Source organism: Streptomyces minutiscleroticus, from assembly GCF_014650875.1.
Lineage (GTDB): Bacteria > Actinomycetota > Actinomycetes > Streptomycetales > Streptomycetaceae > Streptomyces > Streptomyces minutiscleroticus.
The window spans coordinates 84,271-100,872 of the sequence record NZ_BMVU01000025.1 but is presented as its reverse complement, the minus strand read 5'-3'; the positions used below and the strand labels follow the sequence as shown (position 1 = coordinate 100,872).

The 16,602-nt window shown below is 76.6% G+C and carries 10 protein-coding genes; 5 read left to right on the top strand and 5 right to left on the bottom strand.

Going from position 1 to position 16,602, the window contains the following annotated elements:
- Nucleotides 1-59: 59 nt before the first annotated feature.
- The 3 genes from IE271_RS23215 to IE271_RS23205 all read right to left on the bottom strand — a co-directional run bounded on the left by IE271_RS23215 (nucleotide 60) and on the right by IE271_RS23205 (nucleotide 5,202).
- Nucleotides 60-2,039: an elongation factor G gene (locus IE271_RS23215; protein WP_190192334.1), complete on the bottom strand. Its 1,980-nt coding sequence runs from the start codon at nucleotides 2,037-2,039 to the stop codon at nucleotides 60-62.
- Nucleotides 2,040-2,233: 194 nt separating this feature from the next.
- Nucleotides 2,234-2,737: a metallophosphoesterase family protein gene (locus IE271_RS23210; protein WP_190192333.1), complete on the bottom strand. Its 504-nt coding sequence runs from the start codon at nucleotides 2,735-2,737 to the stop codon at nucleotides 2,234-2,236.
- A gap of 5 nt (nucleotides 2,738-2,742) precedes the next feature.
- Nucleotides 2,743-5,202 carry a SpoIIE family protein phosphatase gene (locus IE271_RS23205; protein WP_190192332.1) on the bottom strand — a complete coding sequence of 820 codons (2,460 nt, stop codon included), beginning with the start codon at nucleotides 5,200-5,202 and terminating at the stop codon, nucleotides 2,743-2,745.
- A gap of 286 nt (nucleotides 5,203-5,488) precedes the next feature.
- Here IE271_RS23205 and IE271_RS23200 point away from each other — a divergent pair, with 286 nt between their 5' ends.
- Complete coding sequence (locus IE271_RS23200) at nucleotides 5,489-7,642, top strand: SpoIIE family protein phosphatase (protein WP_373308813.1); 2,154 nt, start codon at nucleotides 5,489-5,491, stop codon at nucleotides 7,640-7,642.
- A 225-nt stretch (nucleotides 7,643-7,867) separates the two neighbouring features.
- Here the strand turns inward: IE271_RS23200 and IE271_RS23195 are convergent, their stop codons facing one another.
- Nucleotides 7,868-9,220, bottom strand: coding sequence for a S1 family peptidase (locus IE271_RS23195; protein WP_190192331.1), 1,353 nt, complete (start codon nucleotides 9,218-9,220; stop codon nucleotides 7,868-7,870).
- A gap of 684 nt (nucleotides 9,221-9,904) precedes the next feature.
- Between IE271_RS23195 and IE271_RS23190 the strand changes: the two genes are divergently transcribed.
- The 4 genes from IE271_RS23190 (at nucleotide 9,905) to IE271_RS23175 (ending at nucleotide 16,168) form a co-directional block, all read left to right on the top strand.
- Nucleotides 9,905-10,117 (top strand): type A2 lantipeptide, encoded by a 213-nt coding sequence (locus tag IE271_RS23190; protein WP_190192330.1) that lies wholly within the window; start codon nucleotides 9,905-9,907, stop codon nucleotides 10,115-10,117.
- A gap of 135 nt (nucleotides 10,118-10,252) precedes the next feature.
- Nucleotides 10,253-11,059, top strand: coding sequence for a biotin/lipoyl-containing protein (locus IE271_RS23185; RefSeq protein ID WP_190192329.1), 807 nt, complete (start codon nucleotides 10,253-10,255; stop codon nucleotides 11,057-11,059).
- 56 nt (nucleotides 11,060-11,115) lie between these two features.
- The gene (locus IE271_RS23180) at nucleotides 11,116-13,332 is read left to right on the top strand and encodes an NHLP family bacteriocin export ABC transporter peptidase/permease/ATPase subunit (RefSeq protein ID WP_190192362.1); all 2,217 of its coding nucleotides are present in this window, start codon (nucleotides 11,116-11,118) and stop codon (nucleotides 13,330-13,332) included.
- A 1-nt stretch (nucleotide 13,333) separates the two neighbouring features.
- Nucleotides 13,334-16,168 (top strand): NHLP bacteriocin export ABC transporter permease/ATPase subunit, encoded by a 2,835-nt coding sequence (locus IE271_RS23175; protein ID WP_190192328.1) that lies wholly within the window; start codon nucleotides 13,334-13,336, stop codon nucleotides 16,166-16,168.
- Between the two features lie 236 nt (nucleotides 16,169-16,404).
- On the opposite strand, the gene IE271_RS23170 is transcribed toward IE271_RS23175, so the two are convergent.
- The gene (locus IE271_RS23170; protein WP_190192327.1) at nucleotides 16,405-16,581 is read right to left on the bottom strand and encodes a hypothetical protein; all 177 of its coding nucleotides are present in this window, start codon (nucleotides 16,579-16,581) and stop codon (nucleotides 16,405-16,407) included.
- Nucleotides 16,582-16,602: the final 21 nt, after the last annotated feature.

Sequence of the window (16,602 nt, the reverse complement as noted above, 5' to 3'; positions counted from 1 at the left end):
TCCGGCCCCGCGCACCCCCGCCGGCCCGGCCGCGTACGCCGGGCCGGGCCGTCCTGCGGTCACCCGTCGACGCGGCGGGTGACGTTCAGGAGGTACTCCTTGCGGTCGAGCGGGTTGTCGTCGGTGCGCGGGCGGTGCGGGACGGTGCCGCCCGCGACCGGCTCGTAGTGGTCGAACTCCGTCTCCAGCTCCGCCTCGCCGCGCGTGGGCCCGGGGAGCCGCCGCTGCAGCGCGTGCACCCGGGCCGCCGGCACGGTGCCCTCCAGCACGCAGACGCCGCCCCCGGTCCGCACGTCGCCCGGCACCGCGCGCTCCTTCGCCAGCAGCGGCAGCAGTACGCCCAGCGTGTCCGCGGGCGCCTCCAGGCGGAAGCGGTGGACCGGCTCGTGCACCCGCGTGCCGGCCGCCCGCAGCGCCGCCGTCAGCACCAGCGGGGTCAGGCCCCGGAAGTCCGCGCCCGTGCTCGACATGCTCTTGTCGAAGCCCTGGTGGGCGTGGCTCTGCCGGGGCGAGTAGCCGCAGTGGGTCATCGCCACCGCGCAGCCGGTGACCTCCCAGCCGTACAGCCCCTGGCCCAGCGTCTCGCGCACGGTGTCCTCGACGGCCCTGAAGAAGGCGTACGGCATCGCCCCGAGCTCCACCTCCAGGCCGAAGGAGACCCCCGAGCCGGGCGGCGCCGGCTCGACGCGCAGCCCGACGGTCGCGAGGAAGGGGTTGCCGTCCCGGCCGTTGAACTCGGCCGCCGAGCCGGTTCCCACCGGCCGCTCGACGCACAGCGGCGTCGTCCCGCGGAACGTCACGTCGAGGCCGTACTCCTCGGCGAGCGTCGCCTGGACCACCTCCTTCTGCACCTCCCCGTACAGGGACACGGACAGCTCGCGGCGCACCGCGTCGTGGCGCAGGCCGATCAGCGGGTCCTGCTCGGCGAGCTGCGTGAGCGCCAGGTGCAGGGCGCCCGCGTCGGCGGGGTCGCGGGGCACGACGACCGTCTCCAGCGTGGGCGGGGCGAAGTGGTGCGCGCCCGGCGGCGGGGCGTCCCCGCGCGGTGCGCCGAGGGTGTCGCCGATCCGGACACCGTCGAGCCCCCACAGCTTGCCGATGCGCCCCGCGGCGACCGCGCCCTCGCGGGCGTCCGCGCCGCCGTCGAAGACGCGGGCCGCGGTGACCTTGCCCTCCCGCCCGTCGCGGAGGGGGACCGTGTCCCGGGTGCGGACCGTCCCGGAGAACATCCGCACGTACGCGATCCGCTCCCCCGCCGCCCCGCGCTCGACCTTGAAGACGCTGCCCGAGACCGGGCCCCCGGGAGCCGGCAGCAGCTCCGTGACGCCGCCGATCAGCGCGTCCACGCCCGCGCCGGTGAGGGCCGAGCCGAGGAACACCGGGTGTGCGCGGGCCCGGCGGGTCTGCTCGGCGAGGGCCGCGCGCAGCCGCGCGCCGGACAGGCCGCCCTCGACGTAGGCGGCCAGCAGGGCGTCGTCGCGGTCCGCGAGCACGTCGAGCGCGGCGTCGCGCAGGGCGTCGTCCGCGTACGGGACGTACGCGGCGGCCGGGGTGCCGGGCGCGGCGGCGCGGCCCATCGGCACGACCGCCGGGGTCAGCCGCGCGGCGATCCGCCGCAGCACGGCCTCGCACTGCGCGCCCCTGCGGTCGATCTTGTTGACGAAGAGCAGCGTCGGGATGCGCAGCCGCCGCAGCGTGCGCATCAGGACCCGCGTCCGCGCCTGGACGCCCTCGACGGCGGAGACCACGAGCACGGCGCCGTCGAGCACGCCGAGCACCCGCTCCACCTCGGCGACGAAGTCCGGGTGGCCGGGGGTGTCGATCAGGTTGACCGTGGTGGTGCCGACGGTGAACGAGACGACGGCGGACTTGATGGTGATGCCGCGCCGGCGCTCCAGCGCGAGGGTGTCGGTCCTGGTGCTGCCGTCGTCGACGCTGCCGATCTCGTCGATGGCCCCGACGGAGTGCAGGAGCCGCTCGGTCAGGCTCGTCTTTCCGGCGTCTACGTGCGCCAGGATCCCCAGATTGAGCACGTGCACGAAGCGTCTTGTCCTTCACGGGAGGAGGGAGGGAGGCATGTCCGGGTGGACATGGACGCTCCGCGCATCGTGGCTCCTCGGCTCTCGTGGACGACTCCGCCGCCCTCATGGGCGGCTCCGTCCGTAGTGCAGCAGGCGGCACCGCCGGACGGCAACGGATTAATCCGCAACGGACTGATACGCGCCACGCCGCGTCAGGTGCGCGGCGGCAGCCGGTGCAGGCGCACGTCCCGCAGCTCGCCGCCGGAGACCTCGGCGGTCATGTACGTGCAGTGGGGCTGGCGGCGGCGGTCGGTGGGCGAGCCCGGGTTGAGCAGGCGCAGCCCGCCGGGGGCCGTGGTGTCCCAGGGGATGTGGCTGTGGCCGAAGACGAGCACGTCCAGGTCGGGGAAGCGCTCCTCGCACCGGCGTTCGCGGCCCTGCGCGGCCCCGGTCTCGTGGACGACCCCGAAGCGCACTCCGCCCAGCTCGGCCCGGGCCACCTCGGGGAGCCGGGCGCGCAGCCCGGGCCCGTCGTTGTTGCCGTACACGGCGAGCAGCCGCTTCGAGCGGCTCTCCAGGAGGTCGAGGGTGGCGGTGTCCACCCAGTCCCCGGCGTGGACCACCACGTCGGCGCGCGGGAGTTCGGCCAGCAGGGCGTCGGGGAGCCGCTTGGCGCGGCGGGGCAGGTGGGTGTCGGTGGTCAGCAGCAGGCGCACACGGCTCAGCCTAGGGCGATGTCGCTCCAGACCTGCTTCCCGCCGCTCACCGGAACGGTTCCCCAGGCCGTGCTCATCGCCTCGACGAGCAGGATGCCGCGGCCCCCGGTGGCCTCCCAGCCGATGCTCGTGGGCTTGACCGGCGTCCGCGGCGAGGAGTCGGCCACGGCGACGCGCAGTCGGCCGTCGACCAGCGTGAGGTCGAGGCGGACCGGGCCCTCGGTGTGCGCGAGCGCGTTGGTGACCAGCTCGGAGACGACCAGTTGCACGGCGTCGGCGTCGGCGGCCTCGGCGGCGCCCCACGAGCGCAGGGTGCGCCGGGTGAAGCGGCGGGCGTGCCGCACCGCCTCGGGCACCCGCCACACCGTCCAGCTCTCGCGCAGCGGCCGCAGCGCCATGCCGTCGTAGCGCATCAGCAGCAGCGCCACGTCGTCGCCGCGGTTGGCGTCGGCGAGCAGCGCGTCGGCCACCGGCCCCAGGCGGGAGGGGTCGGCGGCGGCGAGTTCGCCGGCCATCCGGCGCAGCCCGTCGTCGAGGGGGAGTTCGGAGGACTCCACCAGGCCGTCCGTGGTCAGGGCCAGCAGCGTGCCGGGGCGCAGGGCCAGCTGGGTCATCGGGAAGTCCGCCCGGTCCAGCACGCCGAGCGGCGGGCCGCCCTCCGCGTCGACGACCGCGGTGGTGCCGTCCGGGTGGCGCAGGACCGGCGGCAGGTGCCCGGCGCGCACGCACCAGGCCGTGCCCTCCGCCATGTCGACGTCGACGTAGCAGCAGGTCGCGAAGAGGTCGCTCTCCATGCCGGTCAGCAGGCGGTTGGCGCGCGAGACCACGACGTCGGGCGGGTGGCCCTCGACGGCGTACGCGCGCACGGCGGTGCGCATCTGGCCCATCAGGGTGGCGGCCTGGGCGTTGTGGCCCTGGACGTCGCCGATGACGAGGGCGACGTGGTGGTCGGGCAGCGGGATCACGTCGTACCAGTCTCCGCCGACCTCCAGGCCCGCCGTGGTGGGCAGGTAGCGGGCGACGGCCTCGGCGCCGGGCAGGGCGGGCAGCCGGCGCGGCAGCAGGGTGCGCTGGAGCATGCCGACGAGCTCGTGCTCGGCGTCGAAGGCGTGGGCCCGCAGCAGGGCCTGTCCGGCGAGCCCGGCGGAGGCCGTGAGCAGGGCGCGCTCGTCCGGCCCGAAGTCGTGCGGGCTGTCCCAGCCGATCAGGCAGGCGCCGGCCATGCGGCCGCCCGCCGGGAGCGGCAGCACGGCCAGGCCGCCGGGGCCGACGTCGGCGAGGGCCGGCTCCAGCGGCGTACCGGCCGGCCAGATGGCGGCGCGGCCCTCGCGCAGGGCCGCGGCCAGGGTCGGCATGGTGCGCACGGGCGCGTCGGGCCACTCGGTGCGCCACTCCGCGCGCCACAGCTCCGGCCATGCCTCGGGCTCGGGCGGGTCGAGGACGGTGACGACGAGCCGGTCGCCCTCCAGCGCGGCCAGCGCCATGCGGTCGGCGAGGAGGGGCCGGCGCAGCGCGGTGACCACGGCCCGGCCCACGTCGCGGACGGTGCCGGCGGTGGCCAGGGCGGCGGCGAGGCGCTGGACGCGGGCCACCTCGTTGCCGCCGGAGCGCAGCTTGGAGGCGTCGGTGACGGTGCCCACGAGCCGGGCCGGGCGGCCGTCGGCGGCGGGCAGCAGCCGGCCGCGCAGCCACAGCCAGCACTGCTCGCCCGAGGGCCGCATGATGCGGAACTCCAGCTCGCGCTCGCCGCCCGACAGGTGGTCCGCCTCGACCACGGACATCAGCGCGGGCAGGTCCTCCGGCACGGTCAGCGCGAGCAGGGTCTCGACGCGGCCGTCGAAGTCGTCCGGGCCGAGCCCGAACAGCTCCAGCATCTCGTCGTCGACCTCGATGCGCCCGGTGTCCGTGGCGAGGCTGAAGGAGCTGCCCGGCCGCTCCGCGGTGTCCTCCGCGCCGGACGGCGGCGGGCAGGACGCGGCCGCGGCGAGCAGTTCGAGGCAGCGCCGGTCCTCGGCGTCGAAGCCGCCGGGGCGCTCGGTGACGGCGAGCAGGCAGCCGCGGCCGTGCCGGCCGCGGGGCAGCGGCAGGGCCGCCAGCGCGTGGTCCCCGGCGGCGGTCCGCCGGGCCTCCGGGTGCGCCGCCCGCTCCTCGGGGCCGCACCACAGCGGGCGGCCGAGGCGGAGGGCGTCCGCGACGGCGGAGCCGCCCGACAGCGGGTAGCCGGTGCGCAGCCCGTACAGCGTGCGCGGCACCCCGGCGGACTCGATCAGGCACAGCTCGTCGCCGCTGCCCCCCGGCGCGTACACCGCGACGAGGCTCGCCCCGGCGAAGACGAGCGCCTGCTCGACGACGCGGCGCAGCCGCTCCCTGGCGCCCAGGTCGGCGTCGAGCGCCTTGAGGGCGAGCTCGGCACGCAGGGATCTCGATCCTTGTTCCGCAGCGCCCTCACCGACCACGTCCGTCATTACAGCGCTTCCGGGGCGCTCGCGCAGCCCCTGTGACCGTTCCGCGCCCGGAGCGTGGCCCGCCCGGCGGTACGCGGCGCGGCCGGCCGGGCGGCACGGGGCGCGGGCGGGCACCGGCGGATCCGCCGGGCGCCGGTCCGCCGTCCGCGCAGACGGGCCCGCCCCACCGCGCGGACCGGCCCGTCCCGGCGCCCGCACCGGCTCGTTCCGCCGTGCGGGGAGCGCGGACACGGGAGAGCCTTGAGCCCTGGACACCCGGTGCGCCGAGCGGAGGGAGGTGGCGGACGTGTCCGACGCGTCCGACGGACCCCCGTCCGGGGACGGCACCGCCGGGGACGCGGCGCGGACCGGCGCCCCCGTGCTGTCCCTCGCCCTGGCCTCGCTCATGGACGACCTCAGGGCCCACGCGGGGGCCGTGTACCTGCTGCACCCGCAGGAGCCCGTGCTGGAGCTGGCGGTGATGGCCGGGCTGCCCCGGCCGTTCGTGGCGCCCTGGGAGCGGCTGGGGCTCAGCGCGAAGGTCCCCGTGGCGCAGGCGGTGCGCGAACGGCGGCTGGTGTGGGTCGGCGACGGCGAGGAGATGGCCCGCCGCTTCCCGCGGATCGCGGTGGTCCTGCCGTACGCCTTCACGCTGGCCGCGCTGCCGCTGGCGACCGGCCGGGCCACGTACGGCGCGGTGTTCGTGGCCTGGCCGAGCACGCATCCGGCGGAGCTGTCCGAGCGGGAGCGGGGCCTGCTGACCGCCGCCGGGGACCGGCTGGCGCGGCGGCTGGAACGGGCCGCCGAGAAGGGCCGCCCGGCGCGCCCCGAGCCCGATCTGCTGTCCCCGGCCCCCGTGGCGGCGGGCGTGGGCACGTTCGGCAGCCTGGAGGCGGCGCGGATGGTGGCGCGGCTGCCGTACGGCATGTGCGCCCTGGACCTGGACGGCCGCGTCGGCTACGCCAACCCCGCGGCGGGCGAGCTCCTGGGCCTGCCGGTCAGCGCGCTGCTGGGCAGTCCGCTGTGGGCCAACCTGCCCTGGCTCACCGACCCCGTGTACGAGGACCGCTACCGGGCGGCGCTGATCAGCCGGCGCCCGACGTCGTTCGTGGCGCTGCGCCCGCCCGCCGACTGGCTCTCCTTCCGGCTGTACCCCGGCGCGGACGGGCTGAGCGTGCGCATCTCCCGGGCCGGGCCCCGGGCCCGGCCGGGGGCGGAGCGCCCCTCGGGCGCCGACGACGTGCCGCTCGTGACGATGACGCAGGTCCTCGGCCTGACCGGCGCGCTCACCGAGGCCGCGAGCGTGCAGGACGTGATCGACCTGGTCGCGGACGAGATCGGGCCGTCCGTGGGCGCCCGGGCCGCGGTCGTGCTGGGCTCGCAGGGCGGCCGGATGCACGTGCTCGGCCACCGCGGCTACCCGGACGCGCGCCTCGTCGAGCGGTTCGAGGGGACGCCGCTGACCGCGCGGACGCCCGGGGTGCGGGCGCTGACCACCGGGCTGCCCGCGTTCTTCGAGTCCCGCGCCCACCTGGAGCAGGTCTACCCGGAGCGGGAGGCAACACCGGACACCATGGCGGCCTGGGCGTACCTGCCGCTGATCGCGTCGGGGCGGCCGGTGGGCGCCTGCGTCCTGGCCTACGCCGAGCCGCACACCTTCCCCACCGGCGAGCGCGCGGTGCTCACCAGCCTGAGCGGGCTGGTCGCGCAGGCGCTGGAGCGGGCCCGCCTGTACGACGTCAAGCACCGGCTCGCGCACGGTCTGCAGGCGGCGCTGCTGCCGGACTCGCTGCCGTCGCTGCCCGGCGTCGAGGCCGCCGCCCGCTATCTGCCGGCCACGGAGGGCATGGAGATCGGCGGGGACTTCTACGACCTGGTGCCGACGCCCGGCGGGGCCGCCGCGGTGATCGGCGACGTGGAGGGCCACAACGTCACGGCGGCCGCCCTGATGGGGCAGCTCCGTACGGCCGTGCGCGCGTACACGACCGTCGGGCAGCCGCCGGACGGCGTCCTGCGCGGCACCAACCGGCTGCTGATCGAGCTGGGCAGCGACCTGTTCGCGACCTGCGTCCACCTGGCGATCGACGTCGCGGGCGGCCGGGTGCGGATGGCGCGGGCGGGGCATCCGCCGCCGCTGCTGCGCGGGCCCGACGGCCGGGTGCGGACGCTGGAGGTGCCCGGCGGGCCGCTGCTCGGCTTCGACCCGGACGCCCGGTACCCGGCCACCGAGGTGCCCTTCCCGCCGGGGTCCGTGCTCGCCCTGTACACCGACGGGCTGATCGAGTCGCCGGGCGTCGACCTCGACGACGCGCTCGCCGCGCTCGTCCGGCGGCTGGCCTCCAGCGGCGACCTGCCGCTGGAGGAACTGGCCGACCACCTCGTCCGGCACAGCGCGACGGCGCGGCGGCGCTCCGACGACGTGGCGCTGCTGCTGCTCCGCGCGCTGCCCGGCGGCGGCTGACGAACCGCCGGGTACCGGACGGGCGGACGGGAGCCGGGACGGCGACGGTCCGGCCCTCCCGCCGGAGGGCCGGGCCGCGCGCACCGGCTGCCGCCGGTCCGGTCCGCCGCACGGCGCGCCGCCCCGCCTCGCCGCTTCACGGGGGTGCGGCGGGGCGGGCGCTCGCGGCGGAGCCGTGCGACCGGGGCGGCGGCCCGCCCGGAGCCGGGAGCCGCCGCCCGGCCGTCACTGGCGGGACGCCGCGCCCGAGGCGTCGTCCGCGCCCCGGTCTGCTCCATGGCCGTCGCCGGCCTGGTCGCCCGCGCCGCCGGCCGCCTGGTCGTCGGCACCGGCGCCCGCGTCACCCGCGCCGGCGCCCTCGTCGCCCGCACCGGCCACCGCTCCTCCGTCGCCCGCACCGGCCACCGCGCCTTCGTCGCCGGCGCCTCCGGCGCCCGCCTCGTCACCGGCGCCCGCACCCGCGTCGCCCGTGCCGATGGTCGCGCCGACCGCCTCCAGCGCGGTGGTGACCGGCTGGAAGAAGGTCTCGCCGCCGGCCGTGCAGTCGCCGCTGCCGCCCGAGGTCAGGCCGATCGCGCTGCCGTCCTCGGTGAACAGCGAGCCGCCGCTGTCGCCCGGCTCGGCGCACACGTCGGTCTGGATGAGGCCGGTGACGGTGCCCTCCGCGTAGTTCACGGTGGCGTCCAGGCCGGTCACGGTGCCGTCGTTCAGGCCGGTGGTGCTGCCCATGCGGAGCACCTGCTGGCCCACGGCGGCCTCGGCGGCCTGGGTGATCTCCACGGTCCGGCCGTCGCCGAGGTCCACCGTGCTGGGCGCCTCGGTCGCCGGGTCGTCGTAGGCGACCAGCGCGAAGTCGCCCTCGCCGGGGAAGGTGGCCGTCTCGACCGTGCCGATGGGCGCGCCGTTCTGCGCGTCCGACCACTCGGCCGCCGCGACGCCGCAGTGGCCCGCGGTCAGGAAGCCGGGGGCGCCGTCCTGGGTGGTGACGTTGAAGCCGAGCGAGCAGCGCGCCCCGCCGCCGAAGACGGCGTCGCCGCCCTCCACGAACGGCTTGAACTCCCCGGCCGACCTCTTGACGGTCGCCATGCCGGAGCCGAGGTCCTGGACGGTGGACTCCAGCCGGTCCCACTCGGCGCCGGTGACCGTGCTGTCGGCGGTGACCTGGATCCTGTTGGTCCGGGGGTCGACGGCCCAGGCGGTGCCCGGGATGGTCGCCTCGGCCTTGAGCGTCTGCGCGGCGGCCTCGATCTCGGCCGTGCTGTTGTCGACCTCGCGGACGGCGGCGCCCGCCTTCTTCGCCTGGACGACCAGGTCGTTGTCGTCGCCCACGACGTTCACGACCAGCTGCCGGCCGTCCGCGTCGTAGTAGGCACCGGCGAAGGCCCCGCCGAGCTGCTCGGCCAGCCGGGAGGCGAGGTCCGAGGCCTCGGCCGCCTTCAGGGTGCGGGGGGCGGCGTCGTCGGCCGCGTCCGTCTGGGACGCGTTGGCGTTCGGCAGCAGGAGTGCCGCCGCTCCGAGGGCCGCCACGGCACCTGCCGCCAGGGCGGCCTTGCGCTTGGGTATTCGCTTGTGACTCAACTCTCGACCTCCTGGGGGGCGGGGTCCGTGCCGCTGCCGGCAGCGGCTGGTGCCGCGCCTGGACGGCTGTTGGTACGGACGTGCCGCCCGGGGTGTTCAAAGAGTCCCGGAAACCGACCGGTCCCCCCTGCCAATTTCCTTTGCCAATAAGGAAGTTGAAGAATCTTCCCCGCTCCTCGCGTCCGTCTCCTCCTTCCGCGCGCACTCCGGCACCGACAGGCGGACACCGCGAGCCGCGGGTCACGAACCGCGACCGCCCCGTCACCCGCCGTCCGGCCGCCGGACCGGAATATTGGCTTCAGCGAATCTGCACAGCGACTGCGCAGCCGGGTCACGGCGTACGGAGGACGCGCACAACCCGCCGGGGTGCCTCACGAACTTGGTGCGGGACTGTCCGGTTCCGGCTCCGGGCGGTCGCCACCGGCGCACGAGCGGAGCGCGGAGGCTGTGAAGGACTCGCCACCGAGGCGTGCCCGCGTCTGCACGTCTGCGTCGCTTGCGGCCCTCAAGTGCCCTGGTCGGGCCGGGGGTTGAGTTGAAGCCCGCGGACGCAGGCGCTTGGATCCTTGTCACCGCGAGGGCCGCTCGCCGGTTCCCGCCCCACGGGTTCCGGAAGTCCCCCGCGCTGTCCCCCGAGGGGGCCGCCACCCCCTGTGAGAATCCATACGAAGGGAAGTTCCATCAATGAACACCCCCCAGGTCGAGACCGCTGAGATCTCCGACGCCGAGCTGGACAACGTCTCCGGCGGTCTGTCCCTGGACGTCGTGAACACCGTCACCGGCACCGTCGACTCGGTCGCCCCCGTCACCGGCGTGGTGAACCACGTCGTCGGCACCGTCGAGGGCGTGACCGGCCTGAACACGGCCCCGGTCACCGGCCTCGTCGCCGGCCTCTGAGACCCGGCACCGCCCGTGGGTCCCGGAACCTCCTGACGGTTCCGGGGCCCGCGACGCCGTGATCCGAACGGCCGTGCCCCGCCTCCCCACGGGACACGGCCGCCCGTCCCCGCCCGCAGCCGAGGGAAAGTCCCCGTGCAGTTCCGCCAGCAGGCCCTCGCCAAGCTGCAGTCGCCCGAGGAGCTCGACCTCCCGGTGCGCCTCGCCCGTCCCCAGGGCTGGCTCGTGCTGGCCGTGACGGTGGCCGTCACGGCCGCCGCCGCCGTGTGGGCCGTGACCGGCTCCGTGGCGTCCACGGTGAGCGCGCCCGCCGTCCTGACCCACGCGCAGGGCAGCTACGTCCTGCAGAGTCCCGTCTCCGGCCAGGTCACCGCCGTCCTCGCCGAGCAGGGCGAGCGGCTGCCCGCCGGCGCGCCCGTGATCGAGGTGCGCACGGACCGCGGCGAGACGGTTGTGCGGACCGTCGCGGCGGGCCGCGTCACCACCCTCGCCGCCGCCCTCGGCGCGATCGTCACGACCGGCGCGGACGTCGCCGCCGTGGAGAAGGTCGCGCGGACCGGCGACCCGCTGTACGCCACGGTGTACGTCCCGGCCGGGAGCGCCGCCGCGATCCCCGCGCACGCCGCCGTGGACCTCGCCGTCCAGTCCGCGCCCGCCGGACGCTACGGCGTGCTGCGCGGCCATGTGCGGTCGGTGGACCGCGCCGCGCAGAGCAGGCAGCAGATCAGCGCGTTCCTCGGTGACAGCCAGCTGGGCGAGCAGTTCACCGCGCGGGGACGGCCGGTGGCCGTCCTGGTCCGGCTCGACCGCTCCTCCGCCACGGAGTCCGGCTACCGGTGGTCGTCCGCCCAGGGCCCGCCCTTCCGGCTCGCCTCCATGACCCAGGCCACCGGCACGATCCGGCTGGCCGACCAGCGTCCCGTCGATTGGCTGCTCCCGTGACCGCTCCCCAGGAGACCGCAGGGACCACGGCGGCAGGGGCGGTCCCGCGGCCGCCGCTGCCGCCGCCCGTGCGCGGCCGGCGCCGCGCCGCGCCGAGGCGCCCGCCCGCGCCCGGCGGCAGGGCCAAAAGGGTCCGTACGCCCACCGTCCTGCAGATGGAGGCCGTGGAGTGCGGCGCCGCCTCGCTGGCCATGGTGCTCGGCCACTACGGGCGGCACGTGCCCCTGGAGGAGCTGCGCATCGCGTGCGGCGTCTCGCGGGACGGCTCGCGCGCGAGCAACCTGCTGAAGGCCGCCCGCGGTTACGGCCTCACCGCCAAGGGCATGCAGATGGACACCGCCGCGCTCGCCGGGGTCCGCGCGCCCGCGGTGCTGTTCTGGGAGTTCAACCACTACGTCGTCCACGAGGGCATGGGGCGCCGCCTCGGCCGCCGCGGGGTGTACGTCAACGACCCCGGCAAGGGGCGGCGGTTCGTGCCCATGGAGGACTTCGACGCCTCCTTCACCGGTGTGGTCCTGGTCATGGAGCCGGGCGAGGGCTTCGAGAGGGGCGGCCGCCGGCCCGGCGTGCTGGGCGCGCTGCCCGCCCGGCTGCGCGGCACCTCCGGCACCGTGCCCGCGGCCGTCCTCGCCAGCCTGCTGCTGGTGGCGGTCGGCGCGGCGGTGCCCGCGCTCAGCCGGACGTACATCGACACGTTCCTCATCGGCGGCCGGACCTCGCTGCTCGGTGTGCTGTTCGCGTCGATGGGCGCGTGCGTGCTGCTCACGCTGGCGCTGACCTGGCTGCAGCAGGCGAACCTGCTGCGCGGCCGCCTCATCGCCTCGACGCTGGGCAGCGCCCGCTTCCTGCGCCACCTGCTGCGGCTGCCGGTCACCTTCTTCGCCCAGCGCAGCCCGGCCGACCTGGTGCAGCGCCTGCAGTCCAACGACGCGGTGGCCGAGACCCTGGCCCGCGACCTGGCCGCCGCCGGGGTGGACGCGGTGGTCGTCGTGCTCTACGCGCTCCTGCTCCACGCCTACGACCCGCAGCTCACGGCCGTCGGCGTCGGCGTGGCGCTGCTCAACGTGGTCGCGATGCGGGTGGTCGTACGGCTGCGGGCGACGCGCACGGCCAAGCTGCGCGCGGACACCGCGCGGCTGACCACCACGGCGTACACCGGTCTGCAGCTGATCGAGACGATGAAGGCGACCGGTGGCGAGGACGGCTTCTTCCGCACGTGGGCCGGGCAGCACGCCACGACGCTGGAGGAGCAGCAGCGTCTCGGGGTGCCGGGCGCCTGGCTGGGCGTGGTAGCGCCGACGCTGGCGACGCTGAACAGCGCGCTGATCCTGTGGATCGGCGGGCTGCGGGCCGTGGAGGGCCACCTCTCGGTCGGTCTGCTGGTCGCCTTCCAGGCGCTGGTCACCCGCTTCACCGCGCCGCTGACCCGGCTCAACGGCGTCGCGGGCCGCATCCAGGACTTCGCCGCCGACGTGGCCCGCCTGAAGGACGTCGAGAGCTTCGCCGCGGACCCGGTCCACACCCGGCGCCCGGCGGACGGGAGCACCCGCCGGCTGCGCGGGCACGTGGAGCTGGAGGACGTCACGTTCGGCTACAGCCCGCTGGACGAGCCGCTGCTCACCGGCTTCTCGCTGTCCGTGGGCCCCGGGCGGCAGGTGGCGCTGGTCGGCGGGTCCGGCAGCGGCAAGTCGACGGTGTCCCGGCTGATCTCCGGCCTCTACGCCCCCTGGGAGGGAGCGATCCGCATCGACGGGCGGCGCCTGGCGGACATCCCGCGCGGCGCGCTCGCGGCCTCCGTCTCCTTCGTCGACCAGGACGTGTTCCTCTTCGAGGGCACCGTCCGCGACAACGTCGCCCTGTGGGACCCGTCGATCCCCGACGACGCCGTGCTCGCCGCGCTGCGCGACGCCGTCCTGGACGACGTGGTGGCGCGCCGCCCCGGCGGCATCCACAGCCGCGTCGAGCAGGACGGGCGCAACTTCTCCGGCGGCCAGCGCCAGCGCCTGGAGATCGCGCGGGCGCTGGTGCGCGACCCCGGTGTCCTGGTCCTGGACGAGGTCACCAGCGCCCTGGACGCGGAGACCGAGCAGCTCGTGATGGACAACCTGCGGCGCCGGGGCTGCGCCTGCGTGGTGATCGCGCACCGGCTGAGCACCGTGCGCGACAGCGACGAGATCGTGGTCCTGGAGCACGGCTCGGTGGTCGAACGCGGGCGGCACGAGGCACTGGTGGCGGCGGGCGGCCCGTACGCGCGGCTGGTCGGGGAGCGGTGAGATGACCTCCGTACGGCACCAGCACCGGCCGGTGGCCGAGGGCGACCACGTCCTCGCCGCGCTCTGCGGCACGGGCACCCCGGTCGACGGCTCCGGGCTCAGCCGCCTCGACCTCGAAGGCCCGCACGTGCTGTGGCTCGTCGCCCGCGGCGCGCTGGACCTGTTCGCGGTCGACGCCGCCGAGGAGGGCCACTGGCACCACCTCGGCCGCCTGGAGGCGGGCGCCCTGCTGCTCGGTCCGGTCGCGGGCGCCCGGCACACCCTGGTCGGCCGCCCGGCGCGCGACTGCGTCCTGCGCCGCGTCGCCCTGCGCGGGCTGCACCGGCCCCCCGAGGCGCGGACCTGGACGTACGACGCGTACGGCACCCCGCAGTACGTGCCACCGGAGACGAGCCCGCTGGAGTACGCCCTCTCGCTCGGTCTGGGCCGGGGCCTGGCGCTCCTCTTCGGAGCGCCGTCGGCCTCCGAGGCGGCGGCCGCCGCGCCGGCCGACGAGGACGTCCTGTGGACGCAGGTCCCGCCGGGCGGCGTGCGGTACGGCGCGGAGGCCGGCGCCGGGGCCGCGGCCGACCTGCTGGTGGACCCGGGGCTGTGGCAGGCGATGGTCGACCGGCAGTACCGGCTGCTGACCGTCCTGGACCGCTGGATCGAGCAGTTGGAGCGCCGCCACGAGGACCGCGCGGCCGAGGGGATCAGGGCGGGCGAGGCCGTCCGCGCCCGCGCCGACCGCGCCCTGCTCGCGTCGCTGTCCGGGCGCCCGGCGGCGCGGCCCGCCGCCGACGCCGACGCCACGTACGCCGCCTGCCGGCTGGTCGCCCGCGAGGCGGGGATCGAGCTGTCGGACCCGGCGCGGGGCGGCGCCGGGGGCGAACGGCTCGACCCGGTCGAACGGGTGGCCCTCGCCTCCCGGGTGCGCACCCGCGCCGTCCGCCTCGACGGGCGCTGGTGGCGCGAGGACGCCGGGCCGCTGGTGGGCCGGCGCGCCGCGTCGGGCGCGCCGGTCGCGCTGCTGTGGCGGCGCGGCGGCTACGTGGCGGTGAGCCCGTCGAGCGGCCGCGAGACCCCGGTGGAGAAGACCGGCGCGCGGGAGTTCGAGCCGCGGGCCGTGATGTTCTACCGGCCGCTGCCCGAGCGCCCCACCCCGCTGCGGCTGCTGCGGTTCGCCCTGCGCGGCACCGGCGGCGACCTGCGCAACCTCTTGGTCAGCGGGCTGGTGACGGTGGCGCTCGGCGCCCTGGTGCCGCTCGCCACGGGCCGGGTGCTCGGCGAGTACGTGCCGAGGGCGCAGCACTCCCTGATCGTGCAGACCTGTCTGGCGGTGATCGTCGCGAGCGTGGTCTCGGCGGCGTTCCTGCTGCTGCAGAACCTCACGCTGCTGCGCCTGGAGGGCCGTATCGAGGCGACGCTGCAGCCGGCGGTGTGGGACCGCCTGCTGCGCCTGCCGGCCGCGTTCTTCACCGAGCGGTCCACCGGCGAGCTGGCGAGCGCCGCCATGGGCGTCAGCGCCGTCCGCCGGCTGCTGGCGGGCACCGGCCCGGTGGTCGTGCAGGCGGGCACGGTCGGCGCGGTGAACCTGCTCCTGCTGCTGTGGTTCAGCGTGCCGCTCGCGCTGGCCGCCTGCGCCATGCTGCTGGTGGTCTCGGCCGTGTTCCTCGTCCTCGGCCTGTGGCAGGTGCGCTGGCAGCGCCGTCTGGTCGCGCTCACCAACAAGCTGAACAACCAGGCGTTCCAGACCCTGCGCGGCCTGCCCAAGCTGCGGGTCGCCGCGGCCGAGAACTACGCGTACGCGGCCTGGGCCGCCGAGTTCGCGCGCAGCCGCGAGCTCCAGCGCAGGGCCGGCCGCGTCAGGAACCTGAACACCGTGCTCGGCGCGGTGTACCTGCCGCTGTGCTCGCTGCTGATGTTCATGCTGCTCGCCGGACCCGCCCGCGGCTCGCTGTCGGCGGGCGCCTTCCTGGCGTTCCACACGTCGATGACCATGCTGCTGACCTCGGTGACCCAGCTGACCGGCGCGTTCGTCTCGGCGGTCGCGGCGCTGCCGCTGTTCGAGGAGATCCGGCCGGTGCTCGACGCGGCGCCCGAGGTGCGCGGCTCCAGCACCCCTCCGGGGGAGCTGTCCGGCGCCCTGGAGGCCAGGCGGCTGTCCTTCCGGTACACCGACGACGGCCCGCTCGTCCTGGACGACGTGTCGTTCGCGGTCCGCCCGGGCGAGTTCGTGGCGGTCGTCGGCCCCAGCGGCTGCGGCAAGTCCACCCTGCTGCGGCTGCTCATCGGCTTCGACAGGCCGCTGTCCGGCAGCGTGCTGTACGACGGCCAGGACCTGGCCGCCCTGGACCGGCCGGCCGTGCGCCGCCAGTGCGGGGTGGTGCTCCAGCACGCGCAGCCGTTCACCGGCTCGGTCCTCGACGCCATCCGCGGCACCGGGCCGTACACACCGCAGGAGGCGATGGCCGCGGCCGAACTGGCGGGCCTGGCCGAGGACATCAGGCGCATGCCGATGGGCCTGCACACCCTCGTGACCGGCAGCGGCTCGCTCTCGGGCGGCCAGCGCCAGCGCCTGATGATCGCCCAGGCCCTGATCCGCCGCCCCCGCATCCTCTTCCTCGACGAGGCGACCAGCGCGCTCGACAACGCGACGCAGCGCACGGTGATCGAGAGCACCCGGGCCCTGAACGCCACGCGCGTCGTCATCGCCCACCGCCTGTCCACCGTGCTGGACGCGGACCGCGTCGTGGTGATGGAGGAGGGCCGGGTGGTCCAGGAGGGCCCGCCCGCGCAGCTCCTCGCCGACACCGGCGGACGGCTGCACGAACTGGTCCGGCGCCAGCTGCGGTAGGACCCCGCCGGTACGGCGGCGACGGGGACCGGCGCCGCGTCCGTCGGGCGCGTGCGCCGGGGCCGCCGGCCGGTGACGGCTGACGCGGCCGCCGCGGGCGGCGCAGCGGCGGATGTCCCGCCCGGTCGGCAACGGGCGGGACACCCGCCGGGCCGGTGATCCGGCGCGGTGCGCCGGGCCGGCGGTGCCGCGGCGGGGCGGCGTCCGTGGAGCCGCCGCCCCTCCCCGTACACGCGCTACGGGGACGCGGCACTGCGTACGGCCGGCGGGTGCGCGGCCCGGCCCGGTCGCACGGGGGCGCCCGTCGTGCCGCCGGTGGCGGCCGCGGGGCCGTCCAGGGGAAGCCGGTACGGCGACGACCGCGCGCCCTCGTCGACCCGGCCGAACGACAGCGCCGAGCCGTTCGCTCTCACCTCGTCCACCGTGCCGGGGGC